Origin of the sequence: Salinicola sp. JS01, assembly GCF_030284585.1 — a bacterium.
In the GTDB taxonomy this organism is placed as follows: domain Bacteria; phylum Pseudomonadota; class Gammaproteobacteria; order Pseudomonadales; family Halomonadaceae; genus Salinicola.
In genome coordinates this window covers 4057641-4079285 of record NZ_CP127244.1, presented here as the reverse complement: position 1 = coordinate 4079285, position 21645 = coordinate 4057641, and the positions used below count along the sequence as shown (strand labels likewise).

Annotated in this window: 22 protein-coding genes and 1 pseudogene; 17 read left to right on the top strand and 6 right to left on the bottom strand. The window is 57.1% G+C overall.

Annotated features, from left to right (window positions below):
• Positions 1-65 precede the first annotated feature (65 nt).
• A pseudogene (locus QO259_RS18630) lies at positions 66-2107 on the top strand (oxidoreductase).
• 24 nt (positions 2108-2131) lie between these two features.
• On the opposite strand, the gene QO259_RS18625 reads toward QO259_RS18630, so the two are convergent.
• Together QO259_RS18625 and QO259_RS18620 are read right to left on the bottom strand one after the other, a co-directional pair.
• A complete protein-coding gene (locus QO259_RS18625) occupies positions 2132-2950 on the bottom strand; it encodes an anti-sigma factor family protein (protein WP_110715273.1) in 819 nt (272 codons plus the stop codon).
• Positions 2947-3552: an RNA polymerase sigma factor gene (locus QO259_RS18620; protein ID WP_285951139.1), complete on the bottom strand. Its 606-nt coding sequence runs from the start codon at positions 3550-3552 to the stop codon at positions 2947-2949. Before QO259_RS18620 ends, QO259_RS18625 begins: the two co-directional genes overlap by 4 nt.
• A gap of 101 nt (positions 3553-3653) precedes the next feature.
• Here QO259_RS18620 and QO259_RS18615 point away from each other — a divergent pair, with 101 nt between their 5' ends.
• Together QO259_RS18615 and QO259_RS18610 are read left to right on the top strand one after the other, a co-directional pair.
• Positions 3654-4727, top strand: coding sequence for a catalase family peroxidase (locus QO259_RS18615; RefSeq protein WP_285951138.1), 1074 nt, complete (start codon positions 3654-3656; stop codon positions 4725-4727).
• Positions 4724-5272 (top strand): cytochrome b, encoded by a 549-nt coding sequence (locus QO259_RS18610; RefSeq protein WP_285951137.1) that lies wholly within the window; start codon positions 4724-4726, stop codon positions 5270-5272. Before QO259_RS18615 ends, QO259_RS18610 begins: the two co-directional genes overlap by 4 nt.
• Before the next feature lie 457 nt (positions 5273-5729).
• Here QO259_RS18610 and QO259_RS18605 read toward each other — a convergent pair whose 3' ends face one another.
• Both QO259_RS18605 and QO259_RS18600 read right to left on the bottom strand, forming a co-directional pair.
• Positions 5730-6092, bottom strand: a complete 363-nt coding sequence (locus QO259_RS18605) for a hypothetical protein (protein WP_285951136.1) — start codon at positions 6090-6092, stop codon at positions 5730-5732.
• A gap of 108 nt (positions 6093-6200) precedes the next feature.
• A complete protein-coding gene (locus QO259_RS18600) occupies positions 6201-6539 on the bottom strand; it encodes a winged helix-turn-helix transcriptional regulator (protein WP_110715278.1) in 339 nt (112 codons plus the stop codon).
• Positions 6540-6662: 123 nt separating this feature from the next.
• On the opposite strand from QO259_RS18600, the gene QO259_RS18595 reads away from it, so the two are divergent.
• Positions 6663-7436: an SDR family oxidoreductase gene (locus tag QO259_RS18595; protein WP_110715279.1), complete on the top strand. Its 774-nt coding sequence runs from the start codon at positions 6663-6665 to the stop codon at positions 7434-7436.
• A gap of 4 nt (positions 7437-7440) precedes the next feature.
• Here the strand turns inward: QO259_RS18595 and QO259_RS18590 are convergent, their stop codons facing one another.
• Complete coding sequence (locus tag QO259_RS18590; protein ID WP_285951135.1) at positions 7441-8370, bottom strand: oxidoreductase; 930 nt, start codon at positions 8368-8370, stop codon at positions 7441-7443.
• 103 nt (positions 8371-8473) lie between these two features.
• Here QO259_RS18590 and QO259_RS18585 point away from each other — a divergent pair, with 103 nt between their 5' ends.
• Positions 8474-9040 (top strand): HdeD family acid-resistance protein, encoded by a 567-nt coding sequence (locus tag QO259_RS18585; RefSeq protein WP_285951134.1) that lies wholly within the window; start codon positions 8474-8476, stop codon positions 9038-9040.
• A gap of 46 nt (positions 9041-9086) precedes the next feature.
• Here the strand turns inward: QO259_RS18585 and mltA are convergent, their stop codons facing one another.
• The gene (mltA, locus tag QO259_RS18580; RefSeq protein WP_285951133.1) at positions 9087-10187 is read right to left on the bottom strand and encodes a murein transglycosylase A; all 1101 of its coding nucleotides are present in this window, start codon (positions 10185-10187) and stop codon (positions 9087-9089) included.
• A gap of 314 nt (positions 10188-10501) precedes the next feature.
• Between mltA and pdxY the strand changes: the two genes are divergently transcribed.
• The 12 genes from pdxY to QO259_RS18520 all read left to right on the top strand — a co-directional run bounded on the left by pdxY (position 10502) and on the right by QO259_RS18520 (position 21501).
• On the top strand, positions 10502-11374 hold the full coding sequence (gene pdxY / locus QO259_RS18575; protein ID WP_285951132.1) for a pyridoxal kinase PdxY: 873 nt from the start codon (positions 10502-10504) through the stop codon (positions 11372-11374).
• Positions 11375-11377: 3 nt separating this feature from the next.
• On the top strand, positions 11378-12250 hold the full coding sequence (locus tag QO259_RS18570; RefSeq protein WP_285951131.1) for a DUF72 domain-containing protein: 873 nt from the start codon (positions 11378-11380) through the stop codon (positions 12248-12250).
• Positions 12251-12351: 101 nt separating this feature from the next.
• Positions 12352-12756: a MerR family transcriptional regulator gene (locus QO259_RS18565; protein ID WP_035475471.1), complete on the top strand. Its 405-nt coding sequence runs from the start codon at positions 12352-12354 to the stop codon at positions 12754-12756.
• Between the two features lie 507 nt (positions 12757-13263).
• The gene (locus QO259_RS18560; RefSeq protein WP_285951130.1) at positions 13264-14031 is read left to right on the top strand and encodes a hypothetical protein; all 768 of its coding nucleotides are present in this window, start codon (positions 13264-13266) and stop codon (positions 14029-14031) included.
• 103 nt (positions 14032-14134) lie between these two features.
• Positions 14135-15265, top strand: a complete 1131-nt coding sequence (locus tag QO259_RS18555) for a TIR domain-containing protein (RefSeq protein WP_285951129.1) — start codon at positions 14135-14137, stop codon at positions 15263-15265.
• Between the two features lie 132 nt (positions 15266-15397).
• Positions 15398-15808 carry a TIR domain-containing protein gene (locus QO259_RS18550; RefSeq protein WP_285951128.1) on the top strand — a complete coding sequence of 137 codons (411 nt, stop codon included), beginning with the start codon at positions 15398-15400 and terminating at the stop codon, positions 15806-15808.
• Positions 15805-16686 carry a DUF4231 domain-containing protein gene (locus QO259_RS18545; RefSeq protein WP_285951127.1) on the top strand — a complete coding sequence of 294 codons (882 nt, stop codon included), beginning with the start codon at positions 15805-15807 and terminating at the stop codon, positions 16684-16686. Before QO259_RS18550 ends, QO259_RS18545 begins: the two co-directional genes overlap by 4 nt.
• Before the next feature lie 1257 nt (positions 16687-17943).
• A complete protein-coding gene (locus tag QO259_RS18540) occupies positions 17944-18792 on the top strand; it encodes a hypothetical protein (protein WP_285951126.1) in 849 nt (282 codons plus the stop codon).
• A 123-nt stretch (positions 18793-18915) separates the two neighbouring features.
• On the top strand, positions 18916-19791 hold the full coding sequence (locus QO259_RS18535; protein ID WP_285951125.1) for a toll/interleukin-1 receptor domain-containing protein: 876 nt from the start codon (positions 18916-18918) through the stop codon (positions 19789-19791).
• 61 nt (positions 19792-19852) lie between these two features.
• Positions 19853-20341 carry a hypothetical protein gene (locus QO259_RS18530; RefSeq protein ID WP_285951124.1) on the top strand — a complete coding sequence of 163 codons (489 nt, stop codon included), beginning with the start codon at positions 19853-19855 and terminating at the stop codon, positions 20339-20341.
• A gap of 175 nt (positions 20342-20516) precedes the next feature.
• The gene (locus QO259_RS18525; protein ID WP_285951123.1) at positions 20517-20903 is read left to right on the top strand and encodes a tautomerase family protein; all 387 of its coding nucleotides are present in this window, start codon (positions 20517-20519) and stop codon (positions 20901-20903) included.
• Between the two features lie 52 nt (positions 20904-20955).
• Entirely contained in the window at positions 20956-21501 is a 546-nt protein-coding gene (locus QO259_RS18520) for a hypothetical protein (protein WP_285951122.1), read from the top strand.
• The last annotated feature ends 144 nt before the right edge of the window (positions 21502-21645 follow it).

Sequence of the window (21645 nt, the reverse complement as noted above, 5' to 3'; positions counted from 1 at the left end):
ATTGACACTGGTGTACAGGTGGCGCTAGCGTGGAGTCCACCCCACAATAACAAGGGTGCCTGACCGTGAAGAACGATCCCCTGCTGCAGCCGCTGACGATCAAGAACCTGACGCTCAAGAACCGCGTCATGCTGACCTCCCACGAGCCTGCCTATCCCGAGGACGGCATGCCCAAGGCGCGCTATCGGGCCTATCACGTCGAGCGCGCCAAGGCCGGTGTGGCGCTGACCATGACCGCCGGCTCGGCGGCGGTATCCCGCGATAGCCCGCCGGTGTTCAACAACATCCTCGCCTACCAGGACGAGGTGGTGCCATGGATGCGCGAGCTGAGCGACGCCTGCCACGAGCATGGCACCGCAGTGATGATCCAGCTCACTCACCTGGGACGGCGCACGCGCTGGGACAAGGGCGACTGGCTGCCGGTGATATCGGCTTCCAACCACCGCGAGGTCGCCCACCGGGCCTATCCCAAGAAGGCCGAGCCGTGGGATATCGAGCGTGTGATCCAAGACTATGTCGATGCTGCCGAGCGCATGCATGCCGCGGGGCTCGACGGGCTCGAGATCCAGGCCTATGGCCATCTCATGGATCAGTTCTGGTCCCCCCTGACCAACGAACTCGACGGCCCCTACGGCGGTAGCCTGGACAACCGCCTGCGCTTTACCTTCGAGGTGCTCTCGGCGATTCGTGCCCGGGTCGGCGACGACTTCCTGCTGGGCGTGCGCTACACCGGTGACGAGTGTCTGCCCGGTGGCCTCGACGCCAATGACGGCATGGAGATCTCGCGCCGGTTCAAGCACAGCGGACTGATCGACTTCCTCAACGTGGTCAAGGGGCACATCGACACCGATGCCGGCCTCACCGACGTCATCCCCATCCAGGGCATGCCCAGCGCGCCGCATCTCGATTTCGCCGGCGACATCAAGCGTGAAATCGACTTCCCCACCTTCCATGGTGCCAAGATCCAGGACGTCGCCACCGCGCGTCACGCCATCGCCTCGGGCAAGGTCGACATGATCGGCATGACCCGTGCACACATGGCCGACCCCCACCTGATGCGCAAGGTGATCGAGGGGCGCGAGGAGGAGATCCGGCCCTGTGTCGGCGCCAACTACTGTCTCGATCGCATCTATCAGGGTGGCGCCGCCTACTGCATTCATAACCCGGCCACCGGGCGCGAGACGAGCATGCCGCACACCATTGCGCCGGCCGCGACGCGGCGCAAGGTGGTGGTGGTGGGAACCGGCCCCGGGGGAATGGAAGCGGCCCGGGTCGCCGCCGAGCGCGGCCACGAGGTGGTGGTGTTCGAGGCCGCCGACGTCCCGGGCGGGCAGATTCGCCTCACCGCTCAGAGCGAGCGTCGGCGCGAGATGATGGGCATCATCGACTGGCGCTACGAGCGCTGTCAGGCGCTGGGTGTCACCTTCCACTTCAATGTCTTCGCCGAGCAGGAGGAGGTGATCGCCGAGTCGCCGGAGGTGGTCATCGTCGCCACCGGCGGTTTGCCCAACGAGCAGGCGCTGAGCCAGGGCAACGAACTGGCGGTGACCGGCTGGGACATTCTCTCGGGGCATGCCAAGCCGGGGGCAACGTGCTGGTCTACGACGATGCCGGTGATCATACCGCGCTGCAGGCCGCCGAGATCATCGCCAGGAGCGGGGCCCGGGTCGAGTACATGACCGCCGACCGCGCGCTGGCGCCCGAGGTGATGGCGATGAACCTGGTGCCCTACCTGCGTTCGCTGCAGGTGCTCGATACGACCTTCACGCCGACCTTCCGCCTGGTCGCGCTGCGGCGCGAGGGTGACGAACTGGTGGCGTCGGTGGAGAGCGACTACACCCGCGTGGGCAAGGAGCGCCGCGTCGACCAGGTGGTGGTCAACTTCGGCACCCTGCCCATGGAGGATCTCTACGAGTCGCTCAAGCCGCTGTCGAGCAACCAGGGCGCGGTGGACTACGACAAGCTGATCGTGGGTGACCCGCAGCCGATCATGAAACCTGTGGACACGGCCGGGGGATTCCAGCTTTTCCGGATCGGCGATGCGATCTCGCACCGCAATACCCATGCCGCGATCTACGACGCCCTGCGTCTGGTCAAGGATCTGTGAGCGATCTCACGCGAATGGCACGGCTCAACTCTCGCGCAGCATCTGCTCCAGCATCGCGGCGTTGGGATCGTCGGGCTGGCTGACGATGGCATAGTTGTAGTTGCCCTTCGACCAGTACTGCGCCATGAGCTTGCCGTCGACTCGCTTGCCCGGCTCCAGCATGTGGTGACCGGCCCCCGGCGGGCGGATATACATCATCATCTGGCGTCCGCTCTGGTCGCGATAGACCACCATCGCGGCGGGCCCTTGATCGGTGGCAAGCAGACGGGCGTCGGTCATCTCCAGGCCGGCGGCGCTGAGATCCGGCGGCATGATCCCGTCGCTGAAATGGGCCCGGAATAACCTGGCGATCTGTTCCCGACCGTGGCTGGCCGGCACAGGCGCCGTGGTGGCCGTGGCGTCATTGGCATCGACGATATGGCCCTTGTCGATGGCGTCATGGCCGTCGAGCGAAACGTCAGCGGTGAACAGGCGGTAGGCCTGGACCGCATCCGCCATTGGCGGTGGCGAGTCCGGACTCGTCATGTCGCGCATCGTCCAGCCGCCGGTCAGGCCGATACCCAGGGCCATGACCAACATGGCAGCCGTGGCCAGCCAGCGCCGCTGCCCCGCTCGCTGACGGCGGCGAATCGCAGCCGGATCGAGTGCGGGGTTGGCCGGCCACTGTTCCGGATTGGCGTAGCGCGCGCGCAAGTGTTGGGCGTCCCGACGCCACGCCTCGAGTTCCGCCGCCCGCTCCGGATTGGCCTGGAGCCAGGCTGCCACCCACTGCCGGCGCTCGGCGTCCAACTGGTCGTCGAGATAGGCGTGCAGGTCCTGTTCGGTGGGTTGATTCGGGTTCATTTGAGCCTCCTGAGTGACGGTGCCGGACGCTTCTCGCGTGATTCTCCTTCATCCAGCTCGCGCAGAGATCGACGCGCTCTTGAGAGTCGCGACATGACCGTCCCCATCGGAATATCCAGGGTTTCGCTCACCTCGCGATAGCTCAACCCCTCCACCGAAACGAGCATGAGCAGGGCCCGCTGCTCGGGGGGCAACTGGTCGAAGGCGTCCCAACTGGCATTGACCACGACGATATCTTCCGCCGAGGCGCTGGTCTGAGGTTCGCTGGTGAACAGCTGCAGCAGCCGGGCATAGCGCCCGGCGCGACGCCGACCGTCGAGGAACTGCCGATACAGAATCGAAAACAGCCAGGCGCGAAGATCGCCGTCGGGGCGGCGGCGCTGCCAGTGGCCGATCGCTTTTTCCATCGTCGCCTGCACCAGATCGTCGGCATCGCTGGGATCGTGGGTCAGCGACACGGCAAAGCGCCGCAAACGGGGCAGGATTTCACGCAGTTGATCGTCATCGGGTGGATTCATGGAGGTTCCAGCGTATCGAAGGAAGTCGCTGTAGGACGAACCGGAGGGAATTCTATTCCCTTTCATCGTCAAGGGAATCGTCAATCGCTCTCCGGCGGGATTCAGGTACGCAATGACCGAGCGGGAATAAAGTATCGGCAGCGGCGTCCTACTCGCTCCATGCAGGCCACCTCCCCGGAGCAGACATGACCCCGAAAAACCCACCACCGCTGAACACGATATTCCGGTTCACGGTCATCGGACTCGTTGTCGCCATCCTGGCGACGGCCTTCGCCTATGTTGGCGGCTGGCTGGACCCCGGCCGGCTGACCCCGGATCGGATGATCAATACGCTGGAAGACAACGCCGGCGTTCATGAAGGTTATCGCCGCAATCACGCCAAGGGGTACTGCGTGGTGGGCAGTTTCGAGAGCAATGGCAATGCAGAGAGTCTCTCGCGTGCCACGGTTTTCGCGACGGGACAGGTCAGCCCGCTCATCGGCCGCCTCGCGATCCCCGGAGGCAACCCCCATGCCGATGATGGCATGCCGCCGATACGCAGTTTCGCGCTGCAATTCGAGTTGCCGAACGGTGAGCAGTGGCGAACCGCGATGAACGCGATGCCGGTGTTCCCGGTATCGACGCCACAGGCGTTTTGGGAACTGTTGCAAGCCTCCCAGCCGGATCCCCGGAGCGGCAAGCCGGACCCCGCGAAGATGGGGGCCTTCTTTGCCGGCCATCCGGAAACCAAGCCATTCCTGGCCTGGGTGAAAACCGCCCGGCACTCCTCGAGTTTCGTCAATGTCGAGTACAACAGTCTCGACGCATTCCGCTTCATCGATGCCGGCGGGACGACTCACTTCGTGCGTTGGGGGCTGGTGCCGGAAGCGCCGTTCAAGCCGATGACCGATGCCCAGAAGCAGGATCCCGATTTCCTCTCCCATGACCTGCGGGAACGCCTGGATAAAGGTCCCCAGCGCTGGCACCTGATCGTGACCGTGGCCAATCCCGGCGACCCCACCAACGATGCCACCCTGGCCTGGCCCGCGGACCGCCGCCAGATCGATGCCGGCATCGTCACCATCGATCGGGCCCAGGATCAGGCCGACGGCCCCTGTCGTGACATCAACTACGACCCGCTGGTGCTGCCCGACGGTATCGCCGGCTCCGATGACCCGCTGTTGAGCGCGCGCTCCGCGGCCTATTCGGAATCCTACAACCGACGCACTCGCGAGGAGGCCGAATCGGCGACATCCTCGACCCAGGAGCCACGATCATGAGCCCGCGGACTGCCGTTACCTTTTCCCTTCCTGCCCGTCTGCTTCACTGGCTGATGGCGATCATGATCCTGACGATGCTGTTTGTCGGCGTCGGCATGGTGGCCACGGTTTCCGAGCGTCATGTATGGCTCGTGCAACTGCATAAACCGCTGGGGATCGCGATTCTCGCGCTGGTCATCGTGCGGCTTCTGGTGCGCTGGCGATATGGCACCCCGGCGCTGCCCGCGGACCTGCAGCCCTGGCAGCGCCACTCCGCCCACCTCTCCCACTGGATGCTATATGCGCTGATGCTGGCGATGCCGCTGATCGGCTGGACCATGCTCTCGGCTGGCGGTTATCCGGTCACCCTCTTTGCCGGCGTCACGCTACCGGATCTGGTCTCGCCTTCTCCCACGCTCTACAGCGCGTTGCGTTTCGCCCACACCTGGTTGGCGCTGAGCCTGTTCGCGCTCATTCTTCTCCACTTGGCGGCAGCCTTGTACCACGGCTTGATTCGTCGGGACGGCGTACTGGCCAGCATGACGAAGGGCCGCCGAAAGCCCTGAATCATGGGTCGCTTTTTCATGGAAAAGGCGATTGAATTGAACCTGAGTAAAGCGGTCGGGGTAGGTGTAACCCCACGCCGATCGCTGTCAGCGTTTCCCTGAAGATATCAGGAAGTGCCATGTCGGTATGGACTAAAGGAAGTTGATGTCGGTATGGGAAAAGCAAAAATAATTCTAGGTTATAGGCACTGTCCGAAAAGTACTGTGCTCGTCCATGCAGCGTTAAAAATCGGCTGGAGCGTCAGCGCGCTCGGTGCCCCCGTCAAAATGCTCATCTACAACCCGTGAACTGAAGCGAAAGACGGGACTGTTTTCGCCGATTTTTGCCTTGGCTGCGCGCCCCGGCCCGGCCTTAGCTCGTCGACTTTTCAGACAGTATTCAGGGTAGAAAGACAGCAAAAAGCCGAGGTGATTAGCCTCGGCTTTGACGTGAAGGTCGCTATCCATCAAGCATCTCTCAGGCGGGATCGACGCTGTAGAGACGTTTCACAACGTCCATCTGAGCAGCACTCTGCCCTTCCGCTATCAAGCTCTGCTGGGCCCGGCCCAGCGCTTTCATGGTGGTCATGCCGGTGCGGTTTTGTTCGGCACGCAGCGCATTGGCGCTGGCTTCGCTTTGGCCGGCGCCGATATCCACGCGCCAGTCGCCGAACTGGTTGGCCGTCATCATCGCCGGCTGCAGATTCAGCGGCTGGTGCAGTCGCTGCATGGCTTCCTGCTGGGCGATGCTATCGTTGGCCTGCGCCAGCACGGGCAGAAATCCGGCAAGCGCCACGGCGGCGGCGACTCGGGCCAGGTGGGACACGATCTGAGTTTTCATCATCGACTCCTGTCATCGAAATGTCTGCGACCTCGACATGGGGCCGCGGTCGACAGCGGGAGAATTCCTGTCACTGTCGGCTGCAGGTAAGACGAATGACACTGCGATCTATTCCCCTTTTTGTTTCTCGGATTTCTCGTTCCATGTCAGAAGTGCATCCAGGGCGGGGCAAAGTTCCTGTCCCCAGGAGGTCATCCGATAGTCGACCTTGGGTGGCACCTCGGGATAGACCTTCCGGGAGACGATGCCGTCGTTTTCGAGCTCGCGAAGTTGCTGGGCAAGCATCTTCTGGGAGATGCCCGGGATCTGGCGTTCGAGATCGGAGAAACGCTGAATCTTGCCATCGAAGAGGTGGAAGATGATCAGCAGTTTCCATCTCCCTTTCAGTAGTTTGAATATCGATTCCAGCTCGAGCGCGGCGCTCTCCGGCGTGTGATTCTTGGCCATAACTTTTGGGTAAGCCTCTTACTATTTCGTGCGTTCTTGTTTCCCTTTCAGCAGCGAAGATAATGGCATTTCACCGAGCGGGTTGGCTTTTTGAACCAAGACGATAGCTAAAAAGGAACGATCATGGACCTGGGCTTACAGCATACTCGTGTCTTTGTGACCGGCGGTACCAAAGGTATTGGCAGAGCCGCCGTCGAGCTTTTCCTCGACCTGGGGGCGAGTGTGGTCACTGCCGCTCGCCACAGGCCCGACACGATGCACCCGGAGCTCGTCATCGCCGCGGATCTCGCCACCGACGAGGGCTGTCGCCTGGCGGCGGAGTCGGCGCGCGAGCGGCTGGGGCATATCGATGTCTTGGTGCATGTCCTGGGCGGGTCGTCGTCGCCGGGTGGCGGCTTCACCGCCCTGGGCGAGGATGAGTGGAGGCAGGAGCTCGATCTCAATCTGTTTCCCGCGGTACGGCTTGACCGCCATCTGGTACCGCACATGATGGCGCGCGGCTCTGGGGTCGTGATTCATGTGACGTCCATTCAGCGAGCGCTGCCTCTGCCGGAGTCCACCACGGCCTATGCTGCGGCGAAGGCGGCGTTGTCCACCTACAGCAAGAGCTTGTCCAAGGAGCTGGCGCCTCAAGGCGTGCGGGTGGTACGGGTGTCGCCGGGCTGGGTCGAAACCGAGGCATCAGTCGCGCTCGCCGAGCGATTGGCCGAGGAGGCGGGTACCGACTACGAGGGCGGCAAGGAGATCATCATGCAGTCGCTCGGGGGCATTCCGCTGGGACGGCCCTCCTCGCCTGGGGAAGTGGCCAATCTCATCGCGTTCCTGGCCTCATCCAGGGCGGCGAGCATCACCGGTTCCGAGTTCGTCGTCGACGGCGGTACCATTCCCGTGGCGTGAGTCTTCAACCATCCGCTGACCACGCCGCCCCGGTCAATTCACACGACACTGTCCATAGCCGATCTTCCACCGCCCGGTCCCTGGCCGCAGCACTGCGATGGGCGCGCTTGGGTGCGCCGCGGGTCTCGCTGAAGCCGTCGGGGCCGAAGTAGTCGCCGGGGCGCACGTCATCGGCGAGTGCAGCGTGGAGCGTGGGCCTGGCGCCTTCGGCGGCGGATTGGCTGACCAGCGGCATCACCAGCTTGAATGCCTGGCCGATCAGCGCGCGGCTCTTCACCCCGGCATCGAACAGCGCCGTGCGGGAGAGCCCGGGATGGGCGGCGACGCTCAACAACCCCCAGCCGTGCCGGTCGCTCCGTTGCTGCAGCGCCTGGGCGAACAGCAGCATGGCGAGCTTCGACTGGCGGTAGGCGCGCCAGGGATCGTAGTCGCGTTCTCCATTCAGATCGTCGAAATCGATCCTGCCGCTGCGGTGCGCCAGGCTCGAGAGCTGGACGACGCGCGCAGGCGCTAAATCCCCCGACGAGGCGGCGACCAGCAGCGGCAGCAGCAGGCTGGTGAGCAGGAAGTGGCCGAGATAGTTGACCCCGAACTGGCGCTCGAAGCCGTCCTCGGTGCGCTCGCGCTTGGGCAGCGCCATGATGCCGGCGTTGTTGATCAGCCGGTGCAGCTCGGTTTCGCGCTCGCGCAGGCGCGCGGCGAACTGACGCACCGACGCGAGACTGTCGAGATCGAGCCACTCGAAGCGAACCTCGGCACCGGGCTGATGGGCGCGCACCGCGTGGCAGGCGAGCTTGCCCTTGTCGGCATTGCGTCCGGCGACGATGACGCGATACCCGTTCGCTGCCAGGCCCTTGGCAGTTTCCAGTCCGAGTCCGGCGGTGGCGCCGGTGACAATGGCCAGCGGCGCTGCCGGCGGGGCGGATTCGGTCATCGAAGTCACTCCCGTGAAGGTCTATGTTGAAGATCGGTATTGAACGATAGATTCGGTGCAGCGTTCAGGTTTCCTCGAACAGGGATATCAATGGGAGTCGTCAATGGCAACGAGAAGTCTCATCGGACGTAGCTGGTGGATCCTGATGACGTTCGGCGTCATCGCCATCGTATTCGGCCTGATCGCGGTGTTTCAGCCGCTGGCCGCCATCGCGGCGTTGACCTGGATCATGGGCATCATGGCACTGGCGGAAGGCGTCTCCACGCTGTTCATGACGGCGACGGCCTATCGAGGCGCGGGCAAGGGATGGCTGATCGGCTACGGCGTGCTGTCGATACTGTTCGGCCTGCTCGCGATCTTCGATCCGCTCTCCATGGCCAGCGCGTTGCTGGTGCTGGTGGGTATCTGGTTGATCATCGCCGGCGTCTATCGCTTGCTGCTGGGGCTGCGCATTCGCCGCCCGGTGGCCGGCCAGGGCTGGGCGCCCGGAGAGGGATGGACCGTTCTCAGTGGGGTGCTGGCGCTGCTGCTGGGTATCCTGCTCGTCGTCAGCCCGCTCAGCGGCCTGGTGGCCACCGCGCTGTGGATCGGGATCGTCGCGCTGGTCTACGGCGTCATTCAGGTGATCGCGGCGTTGCGGGTGCGCAAGATGTTCGCCGGCTCTCGCTAGCGAGGGCCGCAATGTCCAGAGAGCGCCCAAGCGATCGGGCGCGCTCTCATTTGGGCATCAGCACCCACATCTCGCCCCGCTGTTTCATCCGGCTGGCGGCTTCGCCGGCGGCGTCGCCGTGGCCCCAGTAGAAGTCCGCTCTCACCGCGCCCTTGACCGCGCTGCCGGTATCCTGAGCCACCATCAGGCGCTGCAGCGGCTGGTTGGAAAGCGGCTGGGTAGTGGAGAGAAACACCGGCGCGCCGAGCGGGATCTCGTCGGGGTCGACCGCGATGCTGCGCTCGGAGGTGAGCGGCACCCCCAGCGCGCCCACCGGGCCGCTACTGTCGGAAAGCGCCTGGTCGCCGGTCAGCTCGCGGAAGAACACCATGCGCGGATTGACGTTGAGCATCTCTTCCACCTGGCTCGGGTGGCGCCGGGCCCAGGCGCGCACGCCGGGCAGCGTGGCCTCGGCGGGGGTGATCTCGCCGCGATCGATCAGCCGCTTGGCGAAGGAGCGAAAGGGCTGATTGTTGGTGCCGGCATAGGCCACGCGCATGGTGGTGCCATCGGTCATCTCGATGCGCCCCGAGCCCTGGATCTGTAGATAGGCTGCCTCTACCGGGTCATCGACCCACACCAGCTCGGTACCCTTCAGATCGCCGCTGCGCATCAGCTCGCGGCGGGTCGGGCCGACGTGGGTGTGCTTCTTCCAGTACTTCGGATACTCGTAGAGCGGCGTCTGGTAGGGGCCGCCACGCACCCGCGAGCCGCGCAGGATGGGCTCGTAGTAGCCGGTGATCAGCCCGGTGGAACTGCCGTCGCTGTTGGTCACCCGGTAGGGCGTGAAGCGGGTCTCGAAGAATTGCTGAATCGCCTGGGCGTTGAGCGGGTCGACCGACTTGGCATCGGCGCACACCCCGCGCCACAGCGGCTTGCGCGCCAGCCGGGTGCAGCTTTCGCGAAAGGCGCTCCACGCCGCCATCGGCTGATCCCGGCTCCAGCCGGGGAGGTGCTGCCAGCTGGTGGCGCGATCCTGGCGCTCGACCCGGGTCTCGGCATCGCCGCTCGGCGTCACGCTGGTGATCGGCGCGCTGCTGCAGCCGGCCACTACCAGCGCCAGCAGCAGGCTCCCCAGCAGTGCCGCATGCCGGTGCAGCGCAGCCATCGGGCGGACGCGTAAGCGCGGCGCCGAAAGAGACGCCGATAGCGGGCAAGACGATGCGGAAAAAGGCAGCGCGGGGGAAGACGACGCGGGTAAAGACAACGCGGAAGGAGAAGCGGCGGCGCGCTCGGCTGACAGCATACGGTTTCGATCCTTGAACACGGTAAGGTGGCGGCGCGGCGGGGCCTAGGTCGCCACTTCGCGAGCATATCGCCACCGCCTGCCAGCGTCGAGACGCCGCCGTGCCGAGGCCTAGCCCTGCCCCTCGTTCATTTGGGGCATTACACTGTGCTTTTTCCCCGCGGTAGGAACGCGCCATGACCCATGTCATCTCCATCCAGAGCCACGTCGCCTACGGCTATGTCGGCAACCGCGCCGCGGTCTTCCCACTGCAGCGGCTGGGGCTGGAAGTCACCGCCATCAACACGGTCCAGTTCTCCAACCACACCGGCTACGGCGCCTTCACCGGCGAGGTGTTCTCGCCCGCCCACCTGCGCCAGGTGCTCGATGGCGTCGAATCGCTGGTCGGTCTGGGCGGCGTGGATGCGGTGCTCTCCGGCTACATGGGCGACGAAGGCATCGGCCGTGCGGTGCTCGACAGCGTCGACCGGGTCAAGCAGGCCAACCCCGAGGCGCTCTATTGCTGCGACCCGGTGATGGGCGATGTCGGCCGCGGCTTCTTCGTGCGCGAGGGAATTCCCGAATGGATGCGCGATCACGCCATCCGCCGCGCCGATATCGTCACCCCCAACCAGTTCGAACTCGGCTTCCTTGCTGGGCGCGAGATTCACACCCTGGAAGACGCTCTCGCCGCCACCGCGGCGCTACGGGCCCAGGGCCCGCGGGTGGTGCTGGTCACCTCGCTCGAGGTGGCGGACGACGACGCCGGCCATATCGGCATGCTGGTGGACGCCGCCGGCGGCAGCTGGCGCATCGCCACGCCCAAGGTCGACTTCGCCATTCCGCCCAACGGCGCGGGTGACTTCACCGCCGCCATGTTCCTGGCCCAGAGCCTGCGCGCCGGGCTCGGCGACGAAGGCCCGGCGCGGGCACTGGAGCAGACCGCCGCCGCGGTGCAGATGCTGTTCGAACACACCCGCCGCGCCGGCACCCGCGAACTGGCGATGATCAGCGCCCAGCACGATATCGTCTCGCCGACGGTGACCCTGCACGCCGAGCGCCTGCGCTGACCGATGACCCTCGCGGAGACACCCCAGCCGCCGCTCTACCTGGGCATGGCGATGTGGGCCAACAACGACTGGCGCGGCAGCCTGCTGCCGGCCCACGGTGACGCCGGCCTGGCCGACTACGCCCGGGTGTTCAACGCGGTGGAGGGCAACACCACCTTCTACAGCGGCCTGCCCAAGGCGGAGACCATTGCCGCCTGGGCCGCGCAGGCGCCTTCGACCTTTCGTTTCTGCTTCAAGCTGCCGGGCCAGCTGACCCACGCCAAGCGCCTGCGAGAGATCGACGACGAGTTCGCGCGTTTCGTCGAGGGCCTCGGCCCGCTGGCGGATCGGCTCGGCCCGCTGATGGTGCAACTACCGCGGGATTTCGGCCACGCCGAGCTGCCGGCGCTGGCGCAGCTACTCTCGCGCTGGCCGCCGGGCCTGCCCTGCGCGGTGGAAGTGCGGGAGCTTGAATTTTTCCACAAGGGGTTGGCGGAACAGTCACTCAACCGCTTGTTGATAAGTCAAGACGTGGATCGCGTGATGCTCGACGTTCGCGCGCTATTTGCCACCCCCGCGGGGCTTGACAAAAAGCTCGCAGCCGCTCAAGGCGAAAAGCCGAAAGTCCCATTACACGTGCTCTCCACGGCGGTCAACCCTGTCGTGCGCTTCATCGGGCACTTCGATGAAGCGATCAACGCAGCGCGCTTCGCGCCGTGGATAGAACGGCTTGGCCTGTGGATAAAACAGGGGAAAACCCCTTTTCTCTTTGTGCATACGCCGGATAATCGCCAGGCGCCGGAGCTGGCGCGACAGTGCTACAGCCGGCTCGCCGAGCGGGTTGCGCTACCCCCGCTGGCCGAGTTTGCTGGTGACCGGCAGGAATCCCTGTTCTGAGTGGCATGCCCCGCTAGAAACAGCGGCAGCGCACCCTGCCTTGGTTGATCTTCACGTTAAGGTCAAATCCCGGTAGGGTGAAGAAAAGTTAACAACAGGCAATGCCCGTGTCCGGCCCAACCTACGCCATTGGCGAACTCGCGCAGCAGTTCGACGTTACCACCCGCACCATCCGCTTCTACGAGCAGGAAGGCCTGCTCTCTCCCGAGCGCCGCGGCAAGACCCGCGTCTACCGCGACAAGGACCGCGTGCGCCTCAAACTCGCCCTGCGTGGCAAACGCCTCGGCTTCTCGTTGATCGAGATACGCGAAGTGCTTGATCTCTACGACGACCGCAACCACGGCAGCGTACGCCAGCTCGAACGCATGCTCGAAATTCTCGCCGACAAGCGCGCCAATCTGGAACGCCAGCTAGAAGACATCCGCGCCATGCAGCGCGAACTCGATCAGGTCGAAGCGCGGTGCCAGAGTGCGCTGGGCGAATTGAAGGCATCCGAGCGTTCTTGAAGCTGGCCGCTCTCGTTATGCCAAGCAGCCAGTGACACTCCCCACCTCCTAAATAATCCTCGGTTTCCAAAGCACCAGTGCCCCTCCCTCTGACGCCACGACTGATTAATGCTTTAGTGGCGTTGTCTCTAATGTAATGCTTGGTTACTGTGCGTAGAACAGCACAAGAGAAGGCTTACAGCGTCACAAGCTTACAAAGGAGAGCCGCGCTGGGGCGATGGTAACCATCGTCATCCTCCATGGCTGGCGGTAGCGTGGCGGATTTCTCCATAGTGCACCTGAACGGGCACTAAGATATGACTGTATCTATGCACAGTTATATCGGGCCGAGCAAAATGCGCGAGCACGTGAATTCTGTAAAGCACGCCTAATTATTTTTAGAAATCTTTAAAATCAATGGGTTAATTTCGAAATGGCTGACTAGATAAGTCTGTTAAACGCGCGAGATTGTTCAAGTGGTAAAGTCAGCGGCTACCTACCCCTACTGGGCATAAGAAAGGATGAGTAATGAGCGAAAGTGGTGCAAATGAAAGTGGGGAATTAACGCCCACCAGTAAGGACATCTCCCTAACACCTTCACTGACAGCTCTATTTAAGCCTACTTTTGATTTGGTTGGCTTGGAGATAAGAAATTATGTCAAAGAAAGTATTGATAGCTTGAAAGAAAAACGTAGGAAAAGGAATCTCGAATCGCACATTAAAGCAGTTAATGAGAAGATAAAGGGAGATCGGCCTTTTGGCCAGAATGAGCCCTCTATCAATCAGCTAAGTCTCTTTGAAGATTGGGTAGAGGGTGTTCAGGATATTGATCCAGCCGATGAAGAACTTAGCGCCATCTGGCAAAGTTTGTTGATTCGGGCAGCGCAAGGCGAGCACATAGGAGAAGAAGTTCGGAATATACTAAAATCTTTGTCGCCAAAAGAAGCGCAGTTTCTCTTGGAAATAAAAAAACGAGTGCCAGCATTTCCTCTAGGGTCCGGTATAGTTAAATCCAGGGATCGATACTTAGCAAATCAGTTGTTGGCTAAAGGTTTGGCTGAAAAAGACTATGCGTTTCCGATTTTTTTTATAACAACGATGATTGCGTCCACAACTATTATGTTTTCTATTGTTGGAGGCTCTATGGGAGGCTTGAACATTGGAGTGGTTGCGAGCGGTGCAGCGGTCTTTATTGCTGCGCTGGGCTTTTCTCTCAGGTCAGGATTAGCTCGGTGGCGATTAAGCTGGCTCGGCCAAGAGCTAATCGGGCTAGTCAAAACTCCGAGCAGAGAATAGCGGACCGAGCCCAACAAGACGCTCTAGCCGACTGCTAAAGCGACGGTTGAACTTCGGCGTTATGCAGTGCGAAGCAGTTCAATTTGATCTAGGGGGAATAGTCATGAGCGATGATGCTGGCACAGAAAAGCCAGAAGAGGCAGCAAAGCCTGAATCACCTAAGAGTGGTGCAACTGGTAAAACAAGGGCAAAACCCAAGCGCAAGCCAAAACGTGAATTTCCTCAGTATAGCATCGAAGAGAGCAAAAAAGTTGTAGAGGTCATAAAAGACCTCAATGCAGGCAACCCATGGTCACCAGCCGACATCGCCTCCGCTTTAGATATGGGTAAAGGCAACAACTTTTTCTACCTCACCGCTTCATCTAGAGATTACGGTCTAACAATTGGAACACGCGATACGGCTAAGATTGAAATCGGTGACATTGGAAAACGATTTGCCTATCCCAAGTCGCCAGCGGAAGAATATGAAGCGGTGAAAAATGCGTTTCTTAATGTCGAGCTATTTAAAAAAGTTTATGAGTATTATCAGGGCGAAAATCTTCCTGAAATCCAGTACCTAAAAAATACACTCAAAACCGAATTCGGTGTCGATGAATCGTTGCAAGATGAGTTTTACGATCTTTACCAAAAGAACCTAAAGTTTCTAAATAGTGTAAAAGAAAAAACTGGAGTATCAGAATCTCCTAGTGCTGAGTCGGCAACCGCCGGGCGCTCAGGTTCTTCATCTTCTATTCTTCTGGGTGAGTCGAAAAATGCCGGAGGATTAGTCGCATTCGTTGCAATGCCTTTTTCTGAAAAAACGTCGCAGTATCCCAAAGGCTACTTCGATGAGGTGTTAAAACACCTGATAACTCCCGCTGCGGTTCAAGCAAACTTTAATGCAAAAACAGCAAAAAAAGCAGGGAGTGAGGTGATCCAATCCACTATAGTGAACGACCTAGATGCTGCAGATCTTGTTATTGTAGATTTATCTGAGCACAATCCTAATGTTCTTTTCGAGCTTGGAATGCGTATCGCCTTTAATAAGCCAGTATGTTTGATTAGAGCAAAAGGGACTACCCCGATATTTGATATCGACCACATGTTAAGGGTGTACGATTACAACCCTTGCCTGTGGCCATCAACACTTGAACAAGACATCCCCGGGCTTTGCGAGCACATTACCGAGACATGGATTAATAAAGATAAAGAGCGGTCATATTTGAGCCTGTTGCGTGAGAAGAGCAATGCATAACCAAACTTGTCACGGCGACAGCTTTTACTTTGCTGCTGCGCCTGCATTACAAATGCTATGCATGTTGGCGGCGATAAAGAATACTAAGTCATGCACTAGACACCACAGAATAAAATCAATCGGAGATAAGGTATGCCTTACCTGCACAATTACAGGCTTTTCGTAAGCCATGCTTGGCGTTATAGCGAACGGTATGACCGAGCGATCAAATTTTTAAACTCAGCTCCTAACTTTTCTTGGACAAACTACTCGGTGCCCGTTGACAAGAAATTTGGGCATATGTCAGTCCATGCACTTGAAGAAGAACTTCGTCAGCAGATCCGTCCCACCCAGTGCGTAGTTGTGCTCGCGGGAATGTATGTAGCCCATAGTGATTGGATCCAGTTTGAAATAGATTTTGCAAAATCGCTAGGTAAGCCCATTCTTGGAATTATTCCATGGGGTGCAGACCGGACACCGATAAGTGTTTCATTGGCAGCAAATAAGATGGTTGGCTGGAACGCTAATGCCATCGTTTCGGGTATTAGGGAGATAACACCTTGAGATCTTTGCACTTGGATTATCCGGCACTATATAAAGCTGCAAGTGATTTGTCAGAGAAATCTCAGAATTGGTATCACCGCCTCCTGAAATTGGAATACTGCCTTTTGATCTTGGCCGCAGTTATTTCGATGGTCGCCAATCCTAGTAGAGAAGTCCAGTCATTACATGCAGTAGTATTTATTGCACTTGCTGCGTTATTGTTTTATCGTTTCAAGAATAAGCCGGAGCAAGATTGGTATAAGGGGCGGGCACTCGCAGAGTCAATTAAAACCTCAACTTGGCGTTACTGCATGAGATCGGCTCCATTCGAGAATGTAACGGATGTTCGGATAATTCGAGCTGAATTCAGAAATCATCTACGCGAAATCTTACGAGCCAACCGATACATCGGAGATCGTATCCCTCCAGATTCGGCCGCAGATGATCAAATCACTGGTTCGATGGGTGACATTAGAGCACTATCGATTGAGGAACGTAAGCAGTTTTACATGGAAAACCGCATCAAGGAGCAGCGTGGTTGGTACACAAAAAAAGCGAGAGGCAATAAAAAAGCTGCAACGCGTTGGGTCGTCGTATGTACGGTGACATATGGAGCTGCGATTGTCCTGTTAGTGCTCCGTCCCTCATTTCCAGAATGGCAGATTTGGCCATTCGAGCCACTAATAGTGTTAGCGTCGTCAATTATCGGCTGGATGCAAATTAAGAAGTTTAATGAATTGGCCTCGGCCTATACGTTGACTGCACATGAAATTGGGATAATCCAAGGGCGCCTCGAAGAAATAGAATCTGAAGAATTGCTATCAGAGTTTATTAATGAAGCAGAGCTGGCTTTTTCTCGAGAGCATACGCAATGGGTTGCACGACAAAATGCGCTCTAACCAGCTCCGGCACGGTTGCGCCCACTGTATTGCACCCTCGGCTCAATTTTGTGGGCGCGCATGCTGCAAGTGTTATTCAATAGGGGAAATGTTTTGCTAGGACGAACTTTTAGTTTCAAGAAAACATAAAATCCACTTCTTCGTGGTTACAGCGAAGAAATTATAGATGAAATATATTTTTGCTTCCTGCGATGCAGAAAGAAGTGCGCATATTCGGGCTCAGGAGCGAGCCAGAGAAATAAAAATGGATCTTTCATTTGCTCAAGGAGAGCCCCGAGATACCGCTGACGCCAGCTGTGCTACTCGAACTGAGGAGTACCCTGGCCAAAGGTGAGGCGCTGCTGGAGCCGCGCAATTGCGATGTCGCTGTCGATTAAGTGATGCATGTCGGAGACTACAGTGCCGCTTCATGGGCTCACTCAAGGCGACGTTCGATATACTCGCAGAGCAGTGCGGGGGTAGCGTCTGGCTCGATGAGTGGCAGTAGCTAAGCTCAGCAGCCCGGATAGCCAATGCGCTGAGCATATGGATCTCATGTTCTGTACTGCAAGACTCGCGTCTATCGCGAGAAGGACGCTTGCGCCAACTCGAGCGTATGCTGGAAACCTTCGCCGAACAAGCGCGCCAACCTCGAACGCCAGCTGAAAGACATCCGCGCCATGCAGCGCGAACTCGATTAGGTCGAAGCGGGGTGCCAGAATGCGCTGGGTGAGTTAAAGGAATTCGGGCGCTCTTGAACCTGGCCTCTCTCGCTAAGCCAAGCGGGAAGCGCCCCCTCTAAACCTAAATAATCTTCGGTTTTAGACGCAGCGACGCCCCGCCTCTGAAGCCACGATTAATTCTTTTGTGGCGTTGTTTCTAATATTATGCTTGTTTACTGTGCGTATAACAGTACAAGAGATGGTCTACAGCATCACAAGCTCACAAGGGATAGCCGCGCTGGGACGATGGTAACCATCGTCATCCTCCATGGCCGGCGGTAGTGTGGCTGCCTTTACCAAAAAGCTAGTCAGACGACCTGCCGCTACATGACTGTATCTATGCACAGTCATCTCAGCCTGAAAAAAGCGCGCGAGCACGCAAATTCTGCAAATAGCGGCTAATTATTCTGAGGGCTATTTTAAGTTAATGGATTAAATACGAAATGTTTGGCTAGATAAAGCGTATTAAACGCGCAAACTTGTTCAAGTGACCAAGCGAGCGGGCTATCTAATATCTGTTATGTGTTAATTCCCGCATCAGTAAGTGAGAAACTAAATGAAAGATTTATGTAAATTTTATAATAAGAGAGAGGCTATCGAAAACTCCCATGTCATTCCCTCTTATATATATAAATGGCTAAAAGACACATCTCCAACTGGCTACCTTAGAGCGACTAGTGAACCAAATAAGCGTGAGCAAGACGGGTCTAAATCGCCCTTGCTATGCAAAGAATGTGAGCGTGATTTTTCGGAGCATGAAAATTTTTTTAAGAAAGAAATATTCTCGAAAGTGGCAAACTACAGAGATCCATGCCCTGAGCGATTAGAGGTTTCAGAATCATCTAAAATATGTATATACATCATTGCCTGGAGGGTTTTAGCTGATGCTTATTATTTTCCAAAGGCTAATCAGTATACACAAGATGAATTTGATAGACCCCCTGGTTTTTTAGTTGATATAAAATCTCTAATCAAAGGGAATAAAAGTAATAAGTTTCGGACTCATCTCATTCCTTGTACAAGAGAGGTTTTAACTAAATTAAACCTCCCAAAGGTTGATTGGTTTTATTACGAAAGGTCGGTTGGGGCAGAGCCAAGGATATGGGATGATTTGGAAAGGTTTTTAATATATATAAAAATCCCATTCTTGATAATATGTTTCGAAATGGTGCCCAATGATGGTGACTGTTGGGAAGGGACTCAAATTGATGATGTCGACAGCATCCCTCTTAATGCAATAAACTCATGCGCAGATTATGTTCCTGCTCAGGTGGAGCACTTTTTTGAAGTGTTTAAAAGAAGTAGAGATCGTGTTTCAGAAAAGCAGATAGAGAAGATGAAAAAGGATATGGAAAAGGCAAATCTAGACTGTGGTTTTTTTAAATCAATGAATAAAATGTGGTGAACACGCCAACACATAACAAGATCTTGCAATCTGACCTTCGGCCGCTTTCAGCTTTTGTGCAAAGAGCCGCACAAAAGCCGCCAGCATTTGGCGGCGGTGTTATGCGAATAAAGGAACTTCTAGATGACAGCAAGTGTGTTTTTAAGTCATAACCATCGCGACAAGGATTTTGTGAAAAAATTTGCGAGAGACTTGGAAAGTCACGGTGTTCGTTATTGGCTTGATGAGGCGGAAATGAAAGTAGGCGATTCATTGATACAGAAAATACGCGAAGGTATTGATTCTGTAGACTTCTTCGCCGTTGTCCTCTCTCCTAATTCTGTTGAATCACCTTGGGTTGCAAATGAGCTTGATGTTGCTATGAATCACCAGATAAACGGAAAGCCTATTAAAGTACTCCCCATTCTGCTCAAAGAGTGTGAGCCTCCAGGGTTTCTAATTGGGAAAAAATGGGGGGATTTTCAGAACGAAGCTCAGTACGAAAACTCATTTAGAGAGTTTGTTAATAGTATGGGTTTGGTATTTAATAAGAGCGTTATGATCTCTGAAAGAAGCTCAAGCAGTCTCGGAACTGCCCTAGATAAAGCTTTCTTGAAAAGTTTGCCTCTAATGTCAAAACCTTTTCATCGGCCATTTCAATATATTGGAATGCCCATCCACAAGGCTGAGGCAGAGGTTGGAGTCAATGCGAACCCTGTAGGTAACATTATCGTCGAGAATGATGATTGCAGAATGCTCTTAGAGGCAGAAGGCAACTTTATTAGCTATGTAGAAATTGATCTGAAAGCCACTGCTCCACATAACCAAAATAAAGAATTCGACTCTGAGCCTGTTCTTGGTGCTTTAAGCATCGGATTGACGGAACTTGATTTAGAAAGGAAGAAAACCCATTGCCACACCTACTATGACCATAGAAGAAAGCTCAAAGTCAGCGTTTCATGCCTTTATGATGGGGCACCGCTTTCAGTGGCATTCAGTTCAAAATACTATGGTATGTGAATCGCAGAACAAATCATTACAGCGGATAAGCTGCTGAATTCGGCGTTAAAGGGTAAATAAAATGCGGCGTACTTTCCCAAATATGTTGTTGCCACCAGAAATAGCGTACGAATTTCTTGGGACTTTCGCACGCTGCGAGTACGCCCTCAAGGGTTCTGGGTTTGCACGCGGAAATGAAAACTCTGTAGATGCAAACTGGGATGCCTTTGCTATAAGTATCGATCAGAGCTTTCAAACCTTGGGAGAACCTGAGTTCCGTGAGGCGATTGACTACCTGTTGACAGAGCCGCCGAGGAAGCAAGTTCTTAATAATGGTCGGATTGGTTGGAAGGAATCTCCACCCGATAAAAATTTACCGCAAGCGCAACAAGTATTGCTAATGGTTCGAAGGGTCAGGAACAACCTCTTTCATGGCGCTAAAATTTGGTCTCCTGAGAATAGTAATCGTGAGCGTGACATAAAACTTGTGAAGGCTGGATTGTTAGTTATGAAGCACTGCGTTAACCTCAGTGACGAAGTTTGCATGGCATACAAAGTGGGTGTTTTCTAGCAATTCAAATCAGGCTGGCGGCTTTTCCGTTCCTTGTTTTGTGATTTAACGCTACGCTATCACAAAAGAGCCCACTACAAAGTCGCATCTCTTTGCGGTGTTAGCTTTTCAGTGGTTCTACTAATTGAGATATTTGCAGGTCGATTTATTAAACACACATTCTTTGGGGGCTCACATGGTCGTCGTTTATGGCATCAAGGAGCACTTGAACTCTATCAAGGCACAGCTTTCGAACGTCATCCATGGCTGCATGCAGGATGTTCTCGGGTTGCCGGAGAGCAAGCGTGCCCATCGATTCGTGCCGCTGGACGCAGAGAATTTCTATTCCCCTGACGATAGAACGTCGGCTTACACGGTCATCGAAATCAACATGATGGAGGGGCGCTCCAAGGAGACGCAGAAGGCGCTGATCAAAGCGCTTTTCCGCCAGATAGAAGCCGAGATTGGCATATCGCCCATCGATATCGAGATCACGCTCAAGGAGCAGCCCGCTCACTGCTGGGGATTTCGTGGCATGACCGGAGATGAAGCGCGTGATCTACAATATTCGGTGAATGTCTGACGTGGCAGCTAGTGCCTAGACTCATGCACGCGGGATCAACCGAGTACTGACGATGGATTGGCTGACGTTCATTTCGAGCCTCGTCCGGTCGCTGGCCTGGCCGGTGTTCGCTCTGATTCTCGCGCTTCTCTTCCGCGACCAGATCCTGCAGTTTGGGTCCTTCATCAAGAAGCTGCGGGCCGGGCCCATCGAGGCCGAGTTCGAGCACGACCTTGAGCAGTTGCGCTCGCTGTCGCCAGGTCGGGGTGACGTCGTCGGCGTGCGTGCTGGTGAAGAAGAAACGTTTCTCACCGAGCTGGCCGAGCGCCATCCCCGTACGGCGATAGTGGAGGCGTGGACTCGACTGGAGCGCGCGGCCCGCGCGTCGCTGTCGTCACAGGAAGGCGGCGAGAGTGGCCCGGGCGAGGTATCAGCGGCTCGGCTGCCGGAGCTGCTGGTGCGGGCAGGGCTGATTGATCAGCCTCAGGTGACGCTGTATCACGAGCTGCGGCGTCTGCGTCGCGAGGTGGCTCGCGATCTGGAACCGGCGAAAGAGGCGGCACGCATCTATGTCGAGTTGTCTCTCGCGCTGCAATCCCAGCTAATCGCGCAGCCCTGAACAGTTGATCCATGAATGACGAGGTTCTGTATGAAAAGTCAGCGAGCGAAGGCAAGACAAGGCAAAAATCTGCGAAAACGCGGAGTTTACGGGTTGTAAATGAGCATTTTGAGCCGATTTTTAACGCCGTATTGCCGAGCGCAG

What these genes read in the sequence shown, in the direction of transcription:
- QO259_RS18625 (WP_110715273.1), bottom strand. Translation starts at nt 2,950, where the DNA reads ATGAACCCGAATCAACCCACCGAACAGGACCTGCACGCCTATCTCGAC.
- QO259_RS18615 (WP_285951138.1), top strand. Translation starts at nt 3,654, where the DNA reads ATGACCCCGAAAAACCCACCACCGCTGAACACGATATTCCGGTTCACG.
- QO259_RS18610 (WP_285951137.1), top strand. Translation starts at nt 4,724, where the DNA reads ATGAGCCCGCGGACTGCCGTTACCTTTTCCCTTCCTGCCCGTCTGCTT.
- QO259_RS18605 (WP_285951136.1), bottom strand. Translation starts at nt 6,092, where the DNA reads ATGAAAACTCAGATCGTGTCCCACCTGGCCCGAGTCGCCGCCGCCGTG.
- QO259_RS18600 (WP_110715278.1), bottom strand. Translation starts at nt 6,539, where the DNA reads ATGGCCAAGAATCACACGCCGGAGAGCGCCGCGCTCGAGCTGGAATCG.
- QO259_RS18595 (WP_110715279.1), top strand. Translation starts at nt 6,663, where the DNA reads ATGGACCTGGGCTTACAGCATACTCGTGTCTTTGTGACCGGCGGTACC.
- QO259_RS18590 (WP_285951135.1), bottom strand. Translation starts at nt 8,370, where the DNA reads ATGACCGAATCCGCCCCGCCGGCAGCGCCGCTGGCCATTGTCACCGGC.
- QO259_RS18585 (WP_285951134.1), top strand. Translation starts at nt 8,474, where the DNA reads ATGGCAACGAGAAGTCTCATCGGACGTAGCTGGTGGATCCTGATGACG.
- mltA (WP_285951133.1), bottom strand. Translation starts at nt 10,187, where the DNA reads ATGGCTGCGCTGCACCGGCATGCGGCACTGCTGGGGAGCCTGCTGCTG.
- pdxY (WP_285951132.1), top strand. Translation starts at nt 10,502, where the DNA reads ATGACCCATGTCATCTCCATCCAGAGCCACGTCGCCTACGGCTATGTC.
- QO259_RS18570 (WP_285951131.1), top strand. Translation starts at nt 11,378, where the DNA reads ATGACCCTCGCGGAGACACCCCAGCCGCCGCTCTACCTGGGCATGGCG.
- QO259_RS18565 (WP_035475471.1), top strand. Translation starts at nt 12,352, where the DNA reads ATGCCCGTGTCCGGCCCAACCTACGCCATTGGCGAACTCGCGCAGCAG.
- QO259_RS18560 (WP_285951130.1), top strand. Translation starts at nt 13,264, where the DNA reads ATGAGCGAAAGTGGTGCAAATGAAAGTGGGGAATTAACGCCCACCAGT.
- QO259_RS18555 (WP_285951129.1), top strand. Translation starts at nt 14,135, where the DNA reads ATGAGCGATGATGCTGGCACAGAAAAGCCAGAAGAGGCAGCAAAGCCT.
- QO259_RS18550 (WP_285951128.1), top strand. Translation starts at nt 15,398, where the DNA reads ATGCCTTACCTGCACAATTACAGGCTTTTCGTAAGCCATGCTTGGCGT.
- QO259_RS18540 (WP_285951126.1), top strand. Translation starts at nt 17,944, where the DNA reads ATGAAAGATTTATGTAAATTTTATAATAAGAGAGAGGCTATCGAAAAC.
- QO259_RS18535 (WP_285951125.1), top strand. Translation starts at nt 18,916, where the DNA reads ATGACAGCAAGTGTGTTTTTAAGTCATAACCATCGCGACAAGGATTTT.
- QO259_RS18530 (WP_285951124.1), top strand. Translation starts at nt 19,853, where the DNA reads ATGCGGCGTACTTTCCCAAATATGTTGTTGCCACCAGAAATAGCGTAC.
- QO259_RS18525 (WP_285951123.1), top strand. Translation starts at nt 20,517, where the DNA reads ATGGTCGTCGTTTATGGCATCAAGGAGCACTTGAACTCTATCAAGGCA.
- QO259_RS18520 (WP_285951122.1), top strand. Translation starts at nt 20,956, where the DNA reads ATGGATTGGCTGACGTTCATTTCGAGCCTCGTCCGGTCGCTGGCCTGG.